15 protein-coding genes are annotated in these 18,241 nt (G+C 71.4%); 5 read left to right on the top strand and 10 right to left on the bottom strand.

All coding sequences use genetic code 11. The annotated features are described in order from the left end of the window. Positions 1–136 precede the first annotated feature (136 nt). Positions 137–808: an endonuclease NucS gene (gene nucS / locus ACFWBT_RS32465; RefSeq protein WP_266762850.1), complete on the bottom strand. Its 672-nt coding sequence runs from the start codon at positions 806–808 to the stop codon at positions 137–139. 354 nt (positions 809–1,162) lie between these two features. Between nucS and ACFWBT_RS32460 the strand changes: the two genes are divergently transcribed. Next, positions 1,163–1,555, top strand: a complete 393-nt coding sequence (locus tag ACFWBT_RS32460; protein ID WP_385706557.1) for an SCO5389 family protein — start codon at positions 1,163–1,165, stop codon at positions 1,553–1,555. Between the two features lie 104 nt (positions 1,556–1,659). Here ACFWBT_RS32460 and ACFWBT_RS32455 read toward each other — a convergent pair whose 3' ends face one another. Continuing rightward, positions 1,660–2,688 (bottom strand): LLM class flavin-dependent oxidoreductase, encoded by a 1,029-nt coding sequence (locus tag ACFWBT_RS32455; RefSeq protein WP_385706556.1) that lies wholly within the window; start codon positions 2,686–2,688, stop codon positions 1,660–1,662. Between the two features lie 220 nt (positions 2,689–2,908). On the opposite strand from ACFWBT_RS32455, the gene ACFWBT_RS32450 reads away from it, so the two are divergent. Next, on the top strand, positions 2,909–3,241 hold the full coding sequence (locus ACFWBT_RS32450; protein WP_385706555.1) for an ATP/GTP-binding protein: 333 nt from the start codon (positions 2,909–2,911) through the stop codon (positions 3,239–3,241). 45 nt (positions 3,242–3,286) lie between these two features. Here the strand turns inward: ACFWBT_RS32450 and ACFWBT_RS32445 are convergent, their stop codons facing one another. From ACFWBT_RS32445 to ACFWBT_RS32435, 3 genes are all read right to left on the bottom strand, one after another. After that, on the bottom strand, positions 3,287–4,144 hold the full coding sequence (locus tag ACFWBT_RS32445) for an ABC transporter permease (RefSeq protein ID WP_385706554.1): 858 nt from the start codon (positions 4,142–4,144) through the stop codon (positions 3,287–3,289). Continuing rightward, positions 4,141–5,364, bottom strand: coding sequence for an ABC transporter ATP-binding protein (locus tag ACFWBT_RS32440; RefSeq protein WP_385706553.1), 1,224 nt, complete (start codon positions 5,362–5,364; stop codon positions 4,141–4,143). Before ACFWBT_RS32440 ends, ACFWBT_RS32445 begins: the two co-directional genes overlap by 4 nt. 228 nt (positions 5,365–5,592) lie before the next feature. After that, complete coding sequence (locus tag ACFWBT_RS32435; RefSeq protein ID WP_385706552.1) at positions 5,593–6,483, bottom strand: hypothetical protein; 891 nt, start codon at positions 6,481–6,483, stop codon at positions 5,593–5,595. A gap of 262 nt (positions 6,484–6,745) precedes the next feature. On the opposite strand from ACFWBT_RS32435, the gene ACFWBT_RS32430 reads away from it, so the two are divergent. Then, entirely contained in the window at positions 6,746–7,678 is a 933-nt protein-coding gene (locus ACFWBT_RS32430; RefSeq protein ID WP_385706551.1) for a hypothetical protein, read from the top strand. Between the two features lie 17 nt (positions 7,679–7,695). Here ACFWBT_RS32430 and ACFWBT_RS32425 read toward each other — a convergent pair whose 3' ends face one another. The 5 genes from ACFWBT_RS32425 to mce form a co-directional block, all read right to left on the bottom strand. Further along, on the bottom strand, positions 7,696–8,463 hold the full coding sequence (locus ACFWBT_RS32425; RefSeq protein ID WP_385706550.1) for an ABC transporter permease: 768 nt from the start codon (positions 8,461–8,463) through the stop codon (positions 7,696–7,698). 2 nt (positions 8,464–8,465) lie between these two features. Further along, positions 8,466–9,497, bottom strand: coding sequence for an ATP-binding cassette domain-containing protein (locus ACFWBT_RS32420; protein WP_385706549.1), 1,032 nt, complete (start codon positions 9,495–9,497; stop codon positions 8,466–8,468). A 220-nt stretch (positions 9,498–9,717) separates the two neighbouring features. Then, positions 9,718–10,653 carry a cellulose-binding protein gene (locus ACFWBT_RS32415; protein ID WP_385706548.1) on the bottom strand — a complete coding sequence of 312 codons (936 nt, stop codon included), beginning with the start codon at positions 10,651–10,653 and terminating at the stop codon, positions 9,718–9,720. 183 nt (positions 10,654–10,836) lie between these two features. Continuing rightward, entirely contained in the window at positions 10,837–14,685 is a 3,849-nt protein-coding gene (scy, locus tag ACFWBT_RS32410) for a polarized growth protein Scy (protein WP_385706547.1), read from the bottom strand. Between the two features lie 243 nt (positions 14,686–14,928). Next, positions 14,929–15,369 (bottom strand): methylmalonyl-CoA epimerase, encoded by a 441-nt coding sequence (mce, locus tag ACFWBT_RS32405; RefSeq protein WP_266762866.1) that lies wholly within the window; start codon positions 15,367–15,369, stop codon positions 14,929–14,931. Positions 15,370–15,517: 148 nt separating this feature from the next. Here mce and ACFWBT_RS32400 point away from each other — a divergent pair, with 148 nt between their 5' ends. Both ACFWBT_RS32400 and meaB read left to right on the top strand, forming a co-directional pair. Continuing rightward, complete coding sequence (locus ACFWBT_RS32400) at positions 15,518–16,720, top strand: acetyl-CoA C-acetyltransferase (RefSeq protein ID WP_261707192.1); 1,203 nt, start codon at positions 15,518–15,520, stop codon at positions 16,718–16,720. 39 nt (positions 16,721–16,759) lie between these two features. Further along, entirely contained in the window at positions 16,760–17,716 is a 957-nt protein-coding gene (gene meaB / locus ACFWBT_RS32395; protein ID WP_266762870.1) for a methylmalonyl Co-A mutase-associated GTPase MeaB, read from the top strand. The last annotated feature ends 525 nt before the right edge of the window (positions 17,717–18,241 follow it).

Below are 18,241 nucleotides of genomic sequence, written 5' to 3'. Positions count from 1 at the left end.
AGAGAGGGCCGGGTCCGTCGTCGGACCCGGCCCTCTCCCGCGCCGGTCGTATGTGGTGCCGGAGCGGGCCCGGCGGCTGTCGTGCGGGCCGCGAGCGGCCGTCGTGCGGGCCGCGGAGCCGCGGACCGTCGTGGGGTCAGAACAACCGGAGCTTGTCGTCCTCGATGCCGCGCAGGGCGTCGTAGTCCAGGACCGCGCAGCCGATGCCGCGGTCCGTGGCGAGGACGCGGGCCTGCGGCTTGATCTCCTGGGCGGCGAAGATGCCGCGGACCGGCGCGAGGTGCGGGTCGCGATTCAACAGCTCCAGGTAGCGCGTGAGTTGCTCCACGCCGTCGATCTCGCCGCGTCGCTTGATCTCCACGGCGACGGTCCGGCCCTCGGCGTCCCGGCACAGGATGTCGACCGGACCGATGGCCGTCATGTACTCACGGCGGATGAGGGAGTAGCCCTCGCCGAGCGTCTCGATGCGGTCGGCGAGCAGTTCCTGGAGGTGTGCTTCCACGCCGTCCTTGATCAGGCCGGGGTCCACGCCGAGTTCGTGCGAGGAGTCGTGGAGGATCTCCTCCATCGTGATGATGAGCTTCTCGCCCGCCTTGTTGATGACGGTCCAGGTGCCTTCCTCGTCGCCGGCCCCCTCCTTCAGCGTGCAGGGCGGCGACATCCAGTTGAGGGGCTTGTAGGCCCGGTCGTCCGCGTGGATCGAGACGCTTCCGTCCGCCTTCACGAGGATGAGGCGAGGGGCCGACGGGAGATGGGCGGTGAGCCGGCCCGCGTAGTCCACGGAACAGCGGGCAATGACGAGACGCATGGTCGGCAACGCTACTCGACCGGCGGTGGTGCACGCGATTCTCCCGCCCGACCCGGTGGTCCCACCCGACGGAGAAGCCATGGTTCGCCCCTTTTGTGCTCTCGTCTCCCGCCTTGGTGCGCGACCGGTGTTTTCGCGGGTCACCCCATTGATCCTGAAGGTTCCCTGTTCGGTCGTGGCTGATTGTCGGCCTACTCGGCGTTCGCTATGTGCGCATTCTCCTGGTGCCGTTACCTGGCGATGCTTACCGTATGAACGGGAGGTCGCGATGCGTGTACTCAGCGTGTTCGATATCGCGAATTCCCCATCCCTGTCCGGCAACCCCCGAGGTATGGGGGTGCGAGAGGAGAACCCATGTCGCTCGACGTCTCACCGGCCCTACTCCAACAGGCCGAGCGAGGCGAGGTCGATGAAGCTGAATTCGTCGACTGCGTCCGGACCTCCCTGCCCTACGCATGGGAGATGATCAGCTCCCTGGTGGCCCAGCTGAAGGTGGACGGCGGCAACTTCGCCGACAACCAGACGCCCCCGCCGGACGAGCGGGCACGTGGCCAGCTGCTGCGTGCGCTCGCGAGTGACGCGATACGCGGCGCGCTGCAGCGGCACTTCGGAGTGCGGCTGGCCTTCCAGAACTGCCACCGGGTGGCGGTGTTCCCGCTGGACCACTCGGTGGACGACACGCTGGCACGCTTCACCTCGGTCCGCAGTCAGCTGCTGAACCAGTCCCCGGAATTCAGGGACTGCTGACGCACTGATGCCGCATTGCTTGCCGCTCCGTACGCGGGAGGTGCATTGGTACTGGGGCGGCAAGCTCCCCGCGTGTCCGGCCCGCTGGGCCGGACTTCGCGCGATCACCCCAGGTGGGGCAGCATCTCGGCCCCCAGCCGTCGTACGTTCTCCTCGGTCGCCGCCAGGTCGCCCGATCCCTCGACGAGCAGGGCGAAACGCGAGATGCCGGTCCGCTCCGAGGTCGCCGCGAGCCGGTCGGCGCACAGCCGCGGCGTGCCCACCGGGTGCAGCCCGCAGAGCAGTTCGGTGTACGCCACCGGGTCCCGCATCGAGCGGGGGCGGCCGTCCACCGTCACATGGGCGTCCAGGCCCTGCTTCAGCCAGCCCGGCATCGCCTTGACGAGCGTCTCGACGGCGTCGGTGCGGCGGTCCGCGATCTGGCAGACACCGGCGGAGACATGGGCGGCCGCGAGGATCTCGTCCGTCGGGCGGCCCGCCGCGCGCGCGTGCTGCCGCCACAGCGCGACCATTTCGGCCTTCTCCTCGTCCCCGACGTGCATGCCGAGAAGCATCGGCAGCCCGCGCTCGGCGGCGAGCCGAACGCTCGCCGGTGAGGTGCACGCGACGACGACCTCGGGACCCGGAGCGCCGCTCAGTGCCTCCGACGGGCGCGGGACGACGGGGACTTCACGGAACGAGAACCGCTCGGAGGTGCCGGCGACGGACGGCTCACGCAGCCATTGCATCAGCAGATCGAGCGATTCCGGGAACCCTTGTTCGTATGCGGCGAGGCCCGCGCCGAAGACCTCCAGATCGACCCAGGGGCCGCCGCGTCCGACACCGAGCGAGAACCGTCCGCCGGACATCATGTGCAGCAGCGCGGCCTGCTCGCCGAGCGCCACGGGGTGCACGGTGGGCAGCACGCTGACCGCCGTGCCGACCCGGATCCGGCTGGTGCGGCCGAGCAGATACGCGGCGAGGGTGACGGCCGACGGGCAGGTCCCGTACGGCACGAAGTGGTGTTCGGCCAGCCAGACGGTGTCGAGCCCGGCCTCCTCGGCGACCTCGGCCGACCGCACCGCGCGGTGCAGGGCCTCCCCCTGGCCCTGTCCAGGGAACTGGGCGGCCAGTACAAAGCTTCCAACGTGCATCGAACTTCCTGCTTCCTCGGCTCCGACACGGAGCTCCCCCGCCCGGCATAACCGCGTGACACGTGCCGAAGACACGGCCTTGCGGAGAGATTTGCGGATTGTCTGGGAATTGGGCTGTCCGATGGGGGTCTGCGCGGGTCGCTGGAGTACGAGTACCCCTGTGCCCGCCGCGTAGGCTGGACGTGATCCCTGCCCCCTGTATAGCTCCGTGAGGTGTCCCTTGTCCCCGCGTCGCAACCGTCCGAAGGACGCCGGATCGTCCGGCAGGAGCGGCGGGGAGGACCCGTCGGACCGTTACGGCGGCTGGCAGTCCACGGAGAGCTGGCGGGGCGAGGAGTGGAGCGTGCGCCCTGTGGCGGGCGCGAGCGCGCAGGGCAAGACCTACCGCTGCCCCGGCTGCGACCAGTTGATCCCGTCCGGGGTTCCGCATGTGGTGGCCTGGCCGGAGCACTCGGGCGTCGACGAGCGTCGGCACTGGCACAAGGCCTGCTGGAACGCGAAGGACCGCCGCACCTCGCGGGTGCAGCGGTCCCGTAACGCGCCCAGGTTCTAGGCGACTTCGGCGGTCCGGCCTCGGGCCGTCCGGTCGGCGCGGTCGTCACACGTCCCGGCGCTCCAGGAGCACGAAGGCTCCGATGACCGCCGCCGCCGTCACTCCGGCGAGGAAGCCGAGCTGCGCTCCGCCGTTGCCGTTCTCGCTGTCCAGGCGGAAGACCTGGGCGAGGGCGTTGGGGGCGGCGTACTCCTGCATCTTCTCGCCGATCGTCCGCAGGCTCTCGGACATCATCAGGAACGCGGGCATGATCGCGGGCAGCAGCACGACGCCGAGCATCGTGGTGATCGCGCCCGCCGAGTGACGCAGCATCGAGCCCACCGCGAGCGCGAGCACGCCGAGCAGCGAGACGTACAGCGCGCCCATCACGACGGTGCCGCCCCAGGCGACCTCGGAAGCCTCGCCGGAGGCGTCGCTGTGCATTCCCTCGGTGAACAGGCCGACGAGCCCGATCGCGAAGGCCGAGACCGCGAACGCCACCGCGAAGAAGATGATCAGCTTCGCGGCGAGCACCCGGTGCCGCTGCGGCGAGGCCGTGAACGTCGTACGGATCATGCCCGTGCCGTACTCGGAGGAGACCACCAGCACGCCCAGCGTGATCAGGCAGATCTGTCCCAGCATCAGCCCGAAGAACGCGGGGATCGTGTACGGCGTGTCCCCGAAGTCCTCGTTCGTGGTCTGCGCGGCGACCAGGAAGCCGATGCCGATCACCAGGAGCAGGAACATGCCGAGCGTCCACATCGTGGAGCGCACCGACTTGATCTTCGTCCACTCGGAGTTGAGCGCGTGCCCGAGGTGGGTGCGGGTGACGGGGATCGGCGAGGTGTACGAAGCTCCGGGCGGCGCCTGCCAGTCGGGGGCAGCGGCGGCCTGCTGCGGCATCGGGGGCTGGGGCGTGCTCATCGGGCGTCCTCGGGCTTGGTCAGGTCGGCGGCGGGCGCGGGTGCTTCGGCGGTGGGCGCCGGGGGGCCCGCGGGGGCCTGGGGGGCCGCGTGGGCGTACGGGTTGGCGTCCGTGGCGCCGGGGGCGGCCGGAGCGCCGTACGGACCGGCCTGCGGCTGGCCCTGCGGCATGGCGAAGGGCTGCCCGCCCTGCTGGGGCGGCGGCGGCGCGTACCAGCCCGGCTGGCCGTGGCCCGCCACCGGCATCTGCGGCGGGGGCATGGCGCCCGGCGGCAGCTGCTGCTGGAGCCCGGCCTTCTGGTCGATGGTCGAGCGGTAGTCGACGGCGCCCTGCGTCATCCGCATGTACGCCTCCTCCAGCGAGGCCTGGTGCGGCGACAGCTCCCACAGGCGGACGTCGGCGGAGTGCGCGAGGTCGCTGATACGGGGGAGCGGCAGCCCGGTGATGCGCAGCGCGCCGTCCTGCTCGGGCAGCACCTGGCCGCCCGCCTCGGTCAGCGCGGCGGTCAGCTTCTCGCGCTGCTGCGGCTCGGTGTCCGGCGTGCGCACCCGGGCGAAGTCGGCCGAGTTGTGCGAGATGAATTCCTTGATGCTCTGGTCGGCGAGCAGCTGGCCGCGGCCGATCACGATGAGGTGGTCGGCGGTCAGCGCCATCTCGCTCATCAGGTGCGAGGAGACGAAGACCGTACGGCCCTCCGCCGCGAGGGACTTCATCAGGTTGCGCACCCAGAGGATGCCCTCGGGGTCGAGGCCGTTGACCGGCTCGTCGAAGAGCAGTACCTGGGGGTCGCCGAGGAGCGCGGCGGCGATGCCGAGCCGCTGGCCCATGCCGAGGGAGAAGCCCTTGGAGCGCTTTTTGGCTACGTCCTGGAGGCCCACGACGCCGAGCACCTCGTCCACGCGGCGGGCCGGGATGCCCGACAGCTGGGCCAGGCACAGCAGGTGGTTGCGGGCGTGCCGGCCACCGTGCACGGCCTTGGCGTCGAGGAGCGCGCCGACCTGGCGGGGAGCGTTCTGCAGCTTGCGGTACGGGAAGCCGCCGATCGTCACCCGCCCGGCGGTGGGGTTGTCGAGGCCGAGGATCATGCGCATCGTCGTCGACTTGCCCGAGCCGTTGGGCCCGAGGAAACCGGTGACGGCACCCGGCCGCACCTGGAAGGAAAGGTTGTACACGGCCGTCTTGGCGCCGTAGCGCTTCGTCAGGCCGACTGCCTCGATCATTCTCCGCACCCATCGAAAGGTTCAGGACGTCGGGGCGCACGCCCCCGTAAGGGTTAGGAGGATAACCGGGCGCTGACGGTTCCACTCAAGAGAGAGTAAAACCGCGCCCGGCCGGCCGGGGAAAGATCCAGTAAGGGACGGTATTTCGTACGGACGTCCTGTCAGGTACCCGTCGTTCCTGGTCAGGCCGGAAAGGCAATGGGCGCCCACCTGATCACCGGGGAATTCTCAGGGCCGGTGCGGCAGGGAATCGTCGAGCGGCGGCAGGTCGTCGTACAGACGCAGTTCGGCCGACTCGTCGACGTACGGCAGGAAGTCGGTCTGCGGCAGCACCCAGCCCTCCTGGCCGAAGATCAGCGTGCCCTTCTCGCGCAGCGACCGGTCGGCGCCGGCGTCGCGTACCCAGGCCGCGGGGTCGGGCCCGAGCAGCTCGCGCAGCCGTGCGGAGGCGGCGAGCAGGGAGGCGAGCAGCTCGGACTGGTCGCCGCCGCCCTGGCGGGGTCGCCCGGTCTCCGGCTCCGCGAGCACGCCGTGCGCGCTGAAGTAGATGTACGCGCCGCCGAGCCGTTCCCCGGAGGGCATCGTCATCGTGAACTCGTCGCCGGGGAGTATCGCCCGCCGGTAGTCCGGGAACTCGGTGTCGTCGACGGCCTTGAGCTGGGTCGAGTCCAGCCAGGTCACCACGAGCGTCGTCTCGGCGGCCCGGTCCACGTACGGCGTTCCGGCCACGTAGCCGGCCGGGCTGATGTGCCCCGAGCAGCCCACGGCGATCCCGCCCACCCGCACCGGGATCATCGGCACCGTCGCCGGGATGCCGAGCCGGGTCAGCTTGTGGGCGACCTGCCCGGGGGAGGCGTTCGAGCCGACGGCGATGACCGGGTGGCGCCGCCCGGTGCCGACCTGGCCCAGGTCGGCGAGGGCTTCGTCGAGACGCTGCTGCTCCTGGCGCTCCTCCACGTACCACTCGCCGAGCCGCAACGGCCGGACGTCGAGCTGGAGCAGCTCACCGCCGGTCAGCAGGGACGGCTCGGTGGTGGGCCGGCCGGGATAGGTGAGGGGCTTCTTCGCGGGCACGTCGTCCAGGCCCAGCGCCTCAAGGCTTCGGTCCTTCGTCGTCACGGTGACGCCCTTCGGGGGTGGTCGCGCGAATACGGGCACAGCCTTTCACGCGAGATGTACCCGGGGCGGGTCCCGGTCTCCCCCGGCCGAGCCGGGTTGGCCCGAACCGACACCGGGAATCATGCTCTCCCATTGTACGAGTGGGGATGAAGTCGGTTACGGGGGAAGTGAGTTGAGCTCGATGTGGCGCGGTGCAGGGCGGGGTGGAGGACCTGGGCGGGGACGGGCGCATCCGCGCTATCGCACGTCCGTACGCTGGTGGATGGCGGGACGCACCGTCCACGCGCTGCTCCTGATGGCGCTGGGCGCGCTGGCCGGACTCTCGGTGGTCGTGGCGGCGGCGTGGACGCTGACGGAGAACTCGCCGCGTTCGATGGCGGAGCGGTTCTCGAACGAGGAGCGGCTCTTCGACCTCAGCCTGACCGTGCTGCGGGCCTGCGTCGGCACGGACAATCTCGAACCCGAACCGGACAGCACCGCTCACCAGCTGCTCGCCACGCTCGCCTCCGTCACCGGCTCGCTGGTGCCCGCGGTGCTGCTCGGCATCGTACTGATCAAGATGTTCGCGCTGCGGCCCTTCGTCTGGCGGCGGCGGGCCAGCATCTCGCACGCCTGGACCGCCGACTTCCCGGGCTACTCGCGGCAGCACGCGGACAGCGACGACGCCATCATCGCCGTCCGGTTCTACAACCGCTTCGACAATCTGTCGGTCGTCGACCTGCGGGCCCGCGTCCATCTGCGCTACCTGGAGCGCTCCCCGCACGACGGCAGCCTCGTCATCTACAAGCAGTGGCTGAGGGTCCTGGACGCGAAGGGCGAGCCGGCCGAGGAGCGGAGCTGGCTCGCGGTCGAGCGCGGTGCCCCCTTCACGGTGTGGATACCGGTCGAGGCGCCGGTGACCGACCTGCCGTTCCGCAGGATCCAGGGCAAGGACCTGTCCGGCTCGCACGGCGTGAAGCTGCTCGTCCGGCTGACCGCCCGGACCGTCGGGCTCGGCACCGAGGTCGCCGACGAGCGCTGGTTCGACCTGGAGGCCGGGGACTTCGAGCTCGGCCGTTTCGTGCCGCTCCAGCCGGACCTCGACAAGGACGTGTGGCGCTGGGAGGGCTGGCCCGACTTCGACGGCCTGATCCCTCCCCGGCCGAACGGCGACGAGCCCGACCGGCCCGCCCCGGCGCCCCGGCCGGAGAGCTAGGCGTCCCGGCCGGAGAGCTAGGCGTCCCTCTTCTTGAGCAGCGTGTAGCCGCCGATCAGGGCCAGGGCCACCCACAGCACCATGATTCCGAGGCCGCCCCAGGGCCCGTACGGGGTGTCGTCCAGGGGAGTCACCACCCGCAGGATTCTGCTGCCGGCCTGGTCGGGGAGGTACCGGCCGATCTTCTTCGTCGCGGACACCGCGCCCAGGATGTTGGAGATCAGGAAGAAGAACGGCATCAGGATGCCGAGCGAGAGCATCGGACTGCGCAGCATCGCCGCGACGCCCATCGAGAAGACGGCGATGAGGGTCATGTAGAGCCCACCGCCGATCACCGCGCGCAGGACACCCGGATCGCTGATCGACGCCTTGTGCGTGCCGAGCACGGCCTGGCCCAGGAAGAACGTGATGAAGCTGGTGATCAGGCCGACGACGAGGGCGAGACCGGCCGCCACCGCGACCTTGCTGAAGAGGAACGTGCCGCGCTGCGGGACCGCCGCGAGCGAGGTCCGGATCATGCCGGTGCTGTACTCGTTGCCCACCACCAGCACGCCGAAGACGATCATCGCGAGCTGGCCGAGGCTCATGCCCGCGAAGCTGATGTACGTCGGGTCGAAGGAGAGCTGGTCCCTCGTGCTCATCTTGTCCCACTCGTTCTTGGACAGGAGGGCGATGAGGAGGCCCAGGGCGATCGTGACGACCGCCGCGAGGCTCAGCGTCCACACCGTGGACGCCACGGAGCGGATCTTGGTCCACTCGGACTTGAGGACCTGGGTGGCCGCCATCGTCAGCCCTTCTTCCAGTCGCCGCCCCATTGCGGGGCGGTGGGCCGGCCCTGCGGACTTTGCGGACTCCGCGGGCCCTGCGGACTCTGCGGACTCCGCGGTTCCTGGGGGCTCTGCGGACTCGGCGTGTCGGAGTGCGCGTGGTACTCCACCGACTCCGCGGTCAGCTGCATGAACGCCTCCTCCAGCGAGGCCTGCTGGGGGCTCAGCTCATGCAGCACGATCTGGTACCGCGCGGCCAGCTCACCGATGTGCTCCGGCTTTCCGTCGTCCACCTCGAGCGTGCCGCTGCCCGTCTGGACGACGGTGATCCCCGCGCCCTGCAGCACGTCGAGCAGCCGCTCGCGCTGCGGGGAGCGGATACGGACGTACGAGCGCGAGTTCTGCTGGATGAAATCGGCCATCGAGGTGTCGGCGAGCAGCCTGCCCTGGCCGATGACGACGAGGTGGTCGGCGGTCAGCGCCATCTCGCTCATCAGGTGCGAGGAGACGAAGACCGTACGGCCCTGGGCCGCGAGGGACTTCATCAGATTGCGGATCCAGTGGATGCCCTCGGGGTCGAGGCCGTTGACCGGCTCGTCGAACATCAGGATCCGCGGGTCGCCGAGGAGCGCGCCCGCGATGCCGAGTCGCTGGCCCATGCCCAGCGAGAAGCCCTTCGCCTTCTTCCTCGCGACCGCGGTGAGGCCGACCGTGTCGAGGACCTCGTGCACGCGCGCCTGGGGGATGCCGTTGCTCTGGGCGAGGCAGAGGAGGTGGTTGAAGGCGCTGCGGCCGCCGTGCATGGCCTGCGCGTCCAGCAGGGCGCCGATGTACTTCAGCGGGTCCTTGAGGTGGTCGTAGTGCTCTCCGTCGATCCGTACGTCGCCCGACGTGGGACGGTCGAGCCCGAGCATCATCCGCATCGTCGTGGACTTCCCGGCGCCGTTGGGACCGAGGAAGCCGGTCACGATGCCCGGTCTGACGGCGAAGGTGAGGTTGTTGACCGCCACCTTCTCGCCGTACCGCTTGGTCAGCCCCTCGAGCTCGATCATGCGGCCACGCTAAGACGGCCCCCGGGGGCCTGCCACTTGAGCGGGAGACGGCCCGGAGGCTCCGCACGGGAGCGCCGCACCGGCGCGGAGGCACCCCTCGGAAAGGGAGGCGGTGGTGCCGGACGGCACGACCGGGCGCGCTCCGGGCAGCAGGACCTGACGGTACGACAAGGCCCGCACCCTCCGAAGAGGGAGCGGGCCCTGGTGTCGGACTGCGCGGTTACCGGGACTGCTGCGCCGGAACCCCACGCGTGATCGGCTCGTCCTCGGCCGGGCCGGTGGTGGCGGCCACCGCGGCGCCCGTGAGCGTCGCGAGCATCTCGCGGACGTTCGTGAGCTGCGCGTTGATCGAGTCGCGGCGGTTGGTGAGGGCGGCCAGCTCGCGCTCGGATTCCGAGCGGATACGGTCGGCCTTGGCGTTCGCGTCGGCCACGATGTCCTCGGCCTGCCGCTGAGCCGTCTCCACCGTCTGGCGGGCGCGGCGCTCGGCATCCGTGCGCAGCTTCTCGGCCTCCAGGCGAAGCTGCTCCGCGCGGTGCTCGATCTCCGCGAGGCGCTTCTCGGCCTTGGCCTGGCGCGACGCCAGGTCGCGCTCGGACTGCTCGCGGCGCTTGGCGAGGTTCGTCTCGAAGTCGGCGGCGGCCTGGGCGGCCTTGGCGCGGGTCTCCTCGAAGAGGGCGTCCGCCTCCTCGCGCTTGGACTGCGCGTCCTTCTGCGCCTCGGAGCGCAGCTGAGAGGCGTCGCTCTTGGCCTTCTCGACGATCCGGACGCCCTCGTCCTCCGCCTTGGACTTGCGGTCCGCAGCGAACGATTCTGCGTCGTTGCGCACCTGCTGGGCGGCCGACTCGGCGAGCTCACGGTGCTGCTCGGACGCGCGACGGGCCTCCTCGCGCAGGTCCTTGGCCTCCTCCTCGGCGAGGCGGAGGATCTTCTCGACGCGCGCGCCGAGGCCGGCGTACGACGGCTCCGCGTCGCTGACCTGGGCCTGGGCGTTCTGCGTTTCGAGATGAAGTTCTTCGATGCGCTTTTCGAGGGCGGTGATACGGGCCAGAGCGCTGTCACGGTCGGAGACGAGCTTCGAAATGCGTTCGTCCACCTGAGCGCGGTCGTATCCACGCCGCACAAGCTCGAAGCCGTAGGGGGAAGTGTCGCTCATGGGGTTCCTGTCGAATGAGACCGGTGAGGTGATAGGTGGAATCCTAGGGGTCAATGCGGTGTGTCATCGAGCGGATACGTGTTTGATCTGGAGAATGACACTCCTTTTGGGTGGCTGGCTGCCGGATGGCTTGCCAGAGCCCGTGGCAAAGGTCCCCATTAGGCACGGAACCTGTGCATCTGGCTAGCCCTCCGACGCCTTGCCACCCGAACGGGTAGCACCCGCGGCGGCCCCCGCCTTCACCCCGCCGTCCTTGGCACCCGGCGGCGCCTCGAACGACTCCAACGCCTCCAGGACGTCCTGGACACGTGAGATCTCCACGTTGATGTCCTCGCGCCGGCGGACCAGCACCTCCAGGTCGCGCTTGCCCTCCTCGACGGCGGCCTTCGCCTCCTGGATGGCCTCGGACCTGATCTTCTCGGCCTCGCCGATGACCGAGGCCTTCTTCTGCTCGGCCTCCTTGAGGAGTCCCTCGGCCTTGCGCACGGCGGCGATACGGACCTTGCTCGCCTCGGAGTTCGCCTCCGACAGCAGGTCCTTGGCCTTCGCCTCGGCCTCGGCGAGCTGGTCCTCGGCGGCCTTGATGAGCGCGTCGCACCGGTCGCCCGCGTTCTTCATCGCCTCGGACGACTCACGGCGGGCCCGCTCGTGCAGGTCCTCGATCTCCGAGGTGATGCGGTCCCGCAGCTCCTCGGCGCGCTCCCTGATCGCCGTCGCGTCCCGGCGCGCGCCGACCAGCAGCTCGTCCGCGTCCCTACGGGCCCGCTCCACGCGGGTGTTGCCCTCGACCGTCGCCTCCGAGACGAGCCGCTCGGCCTCGCCCCGCGCCACGCCGACCATCGTGTCGGCCTGCGACTCGGCGTCGGCCGTCGTCTTCTGGGCGCTCTGCTGCGCCTCGGAGAGCAGCTTGTCCGCCTCGGACGCCGTCTCGGAGATGAGCGTGTCGACCTGCTCGGCCGCCTCGGAGCGCCGCTTGTTGGCCTCCTTGCGGGCCTCGTCCAGCGTGCGCTCGGCCTCCTCGCGCGCCGACGACGTCAGCCGCTCGGCCTCCTCGGCCGCCCGGGTCCTGACGCGCTCGGCATCGGTGCGGATCCGCTCGGCGTGCTGCTGCGCGGAACCGACCGTCTCGGCGGCCTCGGCACGCAGCCGCTCCGCGTCACCGGTCGCGTCCGAGATGAGCTGCTCGGCCTTGGCCACGGCCTCGGTGCGTACCCGCTCGGCCTCGGCCGCGGTCTCGGTCCCGAGCCGCTCGGCCTCCGCCGTCGCCTGCGTGATGAGGGTGTCCACCTGCGCGGCCGCGTCCGAACGGATCCGGTTCGCGTCCTCCCGGGCGTCCGCACGGGTGCGCGAGGCGTCCTGGTCGGCGTTGGCGATCGCGTCCGACGCCTCGGTGCGTACCCGCTGGGCGTGGTCGGCGGCATCCGAACGCAGCCGCTCCGACTCCGCGATCGCCTCGGCGACCGTGCGCTCCGCGAGGGAACGCGCGGCCGCCGTCTCCTCGGCCGCCTCCCGCCGCAGACGCGACGCGTCCTCGGACGCCCGCTCGCGCTCGGCGTACGCGTCGGCGCGGACCCGGTCCGCCTCCTCCTGCGCCTCGGTCCGCGTACGGTCCGCCACGTGCTCGGCGGCCGAGCGCAGCCCGGTGATCTCCTCCTGCGCCTGCTCGTGCAGTCCCGCCACCGCGTCCCGCACCTGCTGCGCGGTCTGCTCGGCGTTGGAGACCATCTCGGTCGCGCGCCGGTCGGCCTCCTCGACCAGCCGTACGGCCTCGGTCTGGGCCTCCTCGACCCGCTTGCGCGCGGAGGCGAGAAGCTCCTCGCTCTGCTCGCGGGCCCGCTCACGCTCCTGGTCGGCCTCCTGGCGCGCCGAACCGAGGGTCTCCTCGGCCTCGCGGCGGCGCCGTGCGGCCTCCTCCTGGGCGGCGGCCAGCGTCTCGGCGCCCTCGGCCGCCAGGCGCTCGGCCGCGGCCTGCGCCTCGCTCCGCACCCGGTCGGCGCTGTCCTGGGCCTCCGACTTCAGGCGCTCGGCCTCCGCCGCCGCCTCCGAACGCAGTCGTATGGCGATGGTCTCGCCCTCGGCGCGGGACGCCGCAGCGTCCGCCGCGGCCTCGTTGCGCAGCCGCTCGGCCTCCGTCTCGGCCTGCGCCCGGAGCGTACGGAGCCGCTCGGCGGCCTCCGAACGCAGCCGGTCGGTCTCCTCGGCGGCCTCGCGCCGGATCCGCTCGGCCTCGGCGCGCGCGTCCGTCAGCGCCGTCTCGGCGGCGGTGAGACGCTCCTCGGCCTCCGTGTGCAGCCGGGCCAGCCCCTCGGCGGCCTCGGCCTGACGGGCCGCTATGGCCCGCTCGGTCTCCTCGCGCTGCCGCTCGGCGGCCCGCTCCGCGTCGGCCGCGATCGTCTCGGCCTGCTCGACGGCCTCCGCGCGGTGCCGCTCGGCCTCCGCGCGGGTCCGCTCCAGCGTCTCCTCGGCCTGCCTGCGCAGGGTCGTGGCGCGCTCGATGGCCTCGGTGCGGACCTTCTCGCTGTCCGCCGTGGCGGCCTGGCGCAGCTCGTCCGCGTCCACCTTCGCCTTGGCCAGCAGCTCCTCGGCGGTCCGCGCCGCCTCCTCGATCTGCTGGACGGCCTCGCGCCGGGCCTCGGCGCGGATGCGCTCGCCCTCGGCGACCGCGTCCGAGCGCAGCTGCTCGGCGTCACCGCGCAGCCGGCGGGCCTCCTCCTGGAGCTCGACCGTCTTGGCGCGGTACTCCTTGGTGTCGTCCTTCGCCGTGCCCTTGAGCTGCTCGGCGATGTCGTGCGCCTCGGCGCGCAGCCGGTCGGCCTCGGTCTCCGCCTCGGTGCGGATCCGCTCGGCCTCCTCGGACGCCGCCTTGGTGGTCCTCTTGGCCTCCTCGGACGCCCGGTTCAGCACGTCCTCGGCGGTACGGGCGGCCTTGGCGAGCTGGGAGGCGGTCTCCTCGGCGGTGAGGCTGCGCGCGCTCTCCTCGGCCTCCGCGACGATCGTCTCGGCCTTGCTGCGGGCGTCCGCGACGAGCTGCTCGGCCTCGGACTTGGTGGACTCGGCCTCCTTGGTGGCCTCGCTGACCAGCCGGGCGACCTGCTCCTTCGCCGTCCGCGTGCGCTGCTCGTTGACCGACTCGGCACCGGAGAGCGTCTTGGCCGCGGCTTCCTTGGCCTCGTTGAGGACCTTGTCCGCCTCGGCCTGCGCCTCGCGCAGCGCGGTTTCGGCGGCGCTCATCCGCTGCTCGGCGGCCCGGCTCAGCTCGGTGGCCTGGCGCCGGGCGTTGTCCGACTCGTTCGCCGTGGAGCTGCGCAGCTGCTCGGCGTGGTCGGTGGCCTCCTGGGCCTGCGTCGACGCGGCGTTCAGCAGCCGCTCGGCGTCCGTGCGGGCCCGGCGCAGCAGCGCCTCGGCCTCCGCGCGGGCCGACTCGGCGTCGTTGGTGAGCCGCTGGCGCGCCTCGGCGGCCACGCGCTCGGCCTCCGCGCGGGCCGCGGCCAGCGCCTGCTCGGCCTCGGCACGCGACTCCTCCAGGAGACGGCGGGCCTGAGACTCGGAGCGGGCGCGCAGCTGCTCCGCCCACGCCACGTTCTCGTTGACGTGCGATTCGACGGTCTGCCGCCGTTCGGCCAGCTCCTGGTCGAGCTGCTGGCGACGGGTGACCGCCTCCTGGTGCAGCTCCGCCTGGAGCCGGGCGGCTTGCTCGGCGTGCTCCTGGAGGATGCGCTGTGTCTGCGCCCGGGCCTGGCTGATCTCGCGCTCGGCGTCGATGCGCAGCTGATCGGCCTGCATCTGGGCATTACGGAGCAGCTGCTCGGCCTGATAGCCGATGTCGGCCCCGTCGTAGGCAGGACGGGTCGCCAGACTGCGGCGCGCCTCATGCAGCTTGGCGCGCAGCACCTCGACCTGATAGCCGAGGTCCTCGGCGTGCTGGACGGCCTTCTCCCGCTCGGTCTTCAGCCGCTCCATCTCGGCCTCGAACCGAGAGAGGTGGTCGACGTCAGCCGCCGGCTCTCGCTCCTGGCGTTCGTAGCCCCGCACTGCGCGGTCCCATCCGTCCCCTGGTCGCAAGTAATTCCGAACGAGCACCGTCCATCCGCCGAACGGGGCCCCCGGGGAATGGTGTCAGATCAACGGCGGAGCACGGGCTGCTGCCCCGACGCTCGCCCCCCGAAACCTGGACCCCGGCCCTTGGTCCTGCTCGCCGGAAGGCGTCAGGACCGCGGCCGTCTCCCGCGAAAGGTGACGGCCGCCCCCAACCCTACCGGCCCAGATATACGGAGGTCAGTGCTCAGGTGACTCAACGGCCGCCGAAGTGACCAGTTCTGTCAGGACTCCGTGGCAATCCTTGGGGTGGAGGAAGGTGATCCGGGACCCCATGGACCCGATCCGGGGCTCGTCGTAGAGCACCCGGACGCCCTTGTTCCGGATGTCCGCGGCGTCACCGTCGACGTCCGCGGTGCCGAAGGCGATGTGGTGCACGCCCTCGCCGTTCTTGGCCAGCCACTTCCCGACGGCGGAGTCCTCGCGGGTGGGTTCGAGCAGCTGGAGGTAGGAGGCGCCGCCGTCGGACGTCTCGTTGATCTTGAGCATGGCCTCCCGGACACCCTGCTCCTCGTTGACCTCGGAGTGGAAGACTTCGAAGCCGTACGTCGCACGGTAGAACTCAACAGTCTTGTCGAGGTCGAAACAGGCGATCCCGATGTGGTCGATTCGCGTCAGCATCTAGTCAGTGCAGCGCTCCCGGCGTGGTTACGCAACGTGCGCGCGATCACACTGCGGGCCGGATGACGGGTGGCCTACCGCTCAGTACATTCTCAGTAAACCCTCGTTCACTCCTCGGCTGTGCAAGCCGGTAAGGGGATCGCACCTCATGTCTGGAACGAACAGCAGTACCTCGGTGATCGTCGCGGGCGCCCGAACGCCCATGGGACGGTTGCTGGGCTCGCTGAAGTCCTTCTCCGGGGCCGACCTCGGCGGCTTCGCGATCAAGGCCGCCCTCGACCGTGCGGGCATCGGCGGCGACCAGGTGCAGTACGTGATCATGGGCCAGGTGCTCCAGGCCGGGGCAGGACAGATCCCGGCACGCCAGGCCGCCGTCAAGGCGGGCATCCCGATGAGCGTCCCGGCCCTCACCATCAACAAGGTGTGTCTCTCCGGCCTCGACGCCATCGCCCTCGCGGACCAGCTGATCCGCGCCGGCGAGTTCGACATCGTGGTCGCCGGCGGCCAGGAGTCCATGACGAACGCCCCGCACCTGCTCCCGAAGTCCCGCGAGGGCTACAAGTACGGCGCGATCGAGATGCTCGACGCCATGGCGTACGACGGTCTGACGGACGCCTTCGAGGGCATCGCCATGGGCGAGTCCACGGAGAAGCACAACACCCGTCTCGGGATCCAGCGCCCCGCGCAGGACGAGATCGCCGCCCTCTCCCACCAGCGCGCGGCCGCCGCCCAGAAGAACGGCATCTTCGAGGCGGAGATCACACCCGTCGAGATCCCGCAGCGCAAGGGCGAGCCCGTCGTCTTCAGCAAGGACGAGGGCATCCGCGCCGAGACGACCGCCGAGTCGCTCGGCAAGCTGCGCCCCGCCTTCGCCAAGGACGGCACCATCACCGCCGGCACCTCCTCCCAGATCTCGGACGGCGCCGCCGCCGTGGTCGTGATGAGCAAGGCCAAGGCGCTGGAGCTGGGCCTGGAGTGGATCGCGGAGATCGGCGCGCACGGCAATGTGGCGGGGCCGGACAACTCGCTGCAGTCGCAGCCCTCGAACGCGATCCTGCACGCCCTGAAGAAGGAGGGCCTGGAGGTCGAGGACCTCGACCTGATCGAGATCAACGAGGCCTTCGCGGCGGTCGCGGTCCAGTCAATGAAGGACCTCGGGGTGTCCACGGAAAAGGTGAACGTCAACGGCGGCGCCATCGCCCTCGGCCACCCGATCGGCATGTCCGGCGCGCGGGTCGTCCTGCACCTCGCCCTCGAACTGAAGCGGCGCGGCGGCGGTGTGGGCGCGGCCGCCCTGTGCGGTGGCGGCGGTCAGGGCGACGCGCTGATCGTGCGGGTGGCCAAGGCCTGACCCGCGTTCGACCGACGACCTCTCGTGAACGGAGCTGTGATGCAGGACGTCTCCTCGCTGGTGACCCAGGCCAGAGAAGGACGGCCGCGGGCCGTGGCCCGGCTGATCTCCCTGGTGGAGGGTGCGGCACCGCAGCTCCGTGAGGTCATGGCGGCGCTCGCGCCGCTGACCGGCAACGCGTACGTGGTGGGCCTCACCGGCTCGCCCGGCGTCGGCAAGTCGACCTCGACGTCTGCCCTGGTGACGGCCTACCGGCGCCAGGGCAAGCGGGTCGGTGTGCTGGCCGTCGACCCGTCCTCGCCCTTCTCCGGGGGCGCGCTCCTCGGCGACCGCGTCCGGATGTCCGACCACGCCTCGGACCCGGGCGTCTACATCCGCTCGATGGCGACGCGCGGCCACCTGGGCGGACTGGCCTGGTCGGCCCCCCAGGCCATCCGTGTCCTGGACGCGGCGGGCTGCGACGTGATCCTGGTGGAGACCGTCGGCGTCGGCCAGTCGGAGGTGGAGATCGCCTCCCAGGCCGACACCTCCGTCGTCCTCCTCGCTCCCGGCATGGGCGACGGCATCCAGGCGGCCAAGGCCGGAATCCTGGAGATCGGCGACGTGTACGTCGTCAACAAGGCCGACCGCGACGGCGCCGACGCCACCGCCCGCGAACTCAACCACATGCTCGGCCTCGGTGAGTCCCGGGGCCCGGGGGACTGGCGCCCGCCGATCGTCAAGACGGTGGCCGCGCGCGGCGAGGGCATCGACGAGGTCGTCGAGGCCCTGGAGAAGCACCGGGCGTGGATGGAGGAGCACGGGGTGCTGGCCGAGCGCCGGCTCGCCCGGGCGTCCCAGGAGGTCGAGACGATCGCCGTCACCGCGCTGCGCCGGCGCATCGGCGACCTCCACGGAGACCGCCGCCTGAGCGCCCTCGCGGAGCGCATCGTGGCGGGCGAACTGGACCCCTACCGGGCCGCGGACTCGCTGGTCGAGGGCCTCACGGAGGCCTGAGCCACGCCGAACCCGGCAGCACGCGCCGCGCGCGCCGGCGCGGTGGTGCGTGCTGCGGCGCGATGTCACGCGCTCCGGCGCGGTGTCGCGTGGTGCGGCGTCGTGCCAGGCCGGCCAGCGAGCTCCGGGGCTGACCCCGCGCGGCTCTCTGCCGTCGTACGCGAAGGGCGCCCGTTCCCTCCCGGAACCGGCGCCCGCCCCGCCGGGGCGGGAGCGCCCCGGCCGAGGCCGAGCCGAGCAGCGTCTGGCCGCCGCTGCCATCGCGGCTTCCTGCGGGGTGACGCGCGGGCGGAGCAGCCCGTGCGGGGCCGCAAGCAGCCGGTGCGGGGCGACACCCGCATACGGGTGCGGCCCTCACGGATGCAGGCCAACACCGGCGGGGTGGGCACGGTCCGTCGGTGGCCGCCCCCTGCCGGGCGGGCCGAACCCGTGAGGAGGGCGGCGTCCGCGGGACCACACCCGGAGCACAGGCAGCACCCCCGCGGGCGGGGCGGCGGGCCGGGCGCGCACGATGTACAGCGACTG

It is taken from the genome of Streptomyces sp. NPDC060027 (assembly GCF_042737005.1).
Taxonomy (GTDB): domain Bacteria; phylum Actinomycetota; class Actinomycetes; order Streptomycetales; family Streptomycetaceae; genus Streptomyces.
Note: the sequence above shows the minus strand (reverse complement) of the source record. Positions and strands in the feature narration are given on the sequence as shown.

Excerpts from the sequence above, each read along its gene's own strand:
- ACFWBT_RS32445 (WP_385706554.1), bottom strand. The coding sequence starts at position 4,144 with ATGAGCACGCCCCAGCCCCCGATGCCGCAGCAGGCCGCCGCTGCCCCC.
- ACFWBT_RS32455 (WP_385706556.1), bottom strand. The coding sequence starts at position 2,688 with ATGCACGTTGGAAGCTTTGTACTGGCCGCCCAGTTCCCTGGACAGGGC.
- ACFWBT_RS32415 (WP_385706548.1), bottom strand. The coding sequence starts at position 10,653 with ATGAGCGACACTTCCCCCTACGGCTTCGAGCTTGTGCGGCGTGGATAC.
- mce (WP_266762866.1), bottom strand. The coding sequence starts at position 15,369 with ATGCTGACGCGAATCGACCACATCGGGATCGCCTGTTTCGACCTCGAC.
- nucS (WP_266762850.1), bottom strand. The coding sequence starts at position 808 with ATGCGTCTCGTCATTGCCCGCTGTTCCGTGGACTACGCGGGCCGGCTC.
- ACFWBT_RS32400 (WP_261707192.1), top strand. The coding sequence starts at position 15,518 with ATGTCTGGAACGAACAGCAGTACCTCGGTGATCGTCGCGGGCGCCCGA.
- ACFWBT_RS32430 (WP_385706551.1), top strand. The coding sequence starts at position 6,746 with ATGGCGGGACGCACCGTCCACGCGCTGCTCCTGATGGCGCTGGGCGCG.
- ACFWBT_RS32440 (WP_385706553.1), bottom strand. The coding sequence starts at position 5,364 with ATGATCGAGGCAGTCGGCCTGACGAAGCGCTACGGCGCCAAGACGGCC.
- ACFWBT_RS32425 (WP_385706550.1), bottom strand. The coding sequence starts at position 8,463 with ATGGCGGCCACCCAGGTCCTCAAGTCCGAGTGGACCAAGATCCGCTCC.
- ACFWBT_RS32420 (WP_385706549.1), bottom strand. The coding sequence starts at position 9,497 with ATGATCGAGCTCGAGGGGCTGACCAAGCGGTACGGCGAGAAGGTGGCG.
- ACFWBT_RS32460 (WP_385706557.1), top strand. The coding sequence starts at position 1,163 with ATGTCGCTCGACGTCTCACCGGCCCTACTCCAACAGGCCGAGCGAGGC.
- meaB (WP_266762870.1), top strand. The coding sequence starts at position 16,760 with ATGCAGGACGTCTCCTCGCTGGTGACCCAGGCCAGAGAAGGACGGCCG.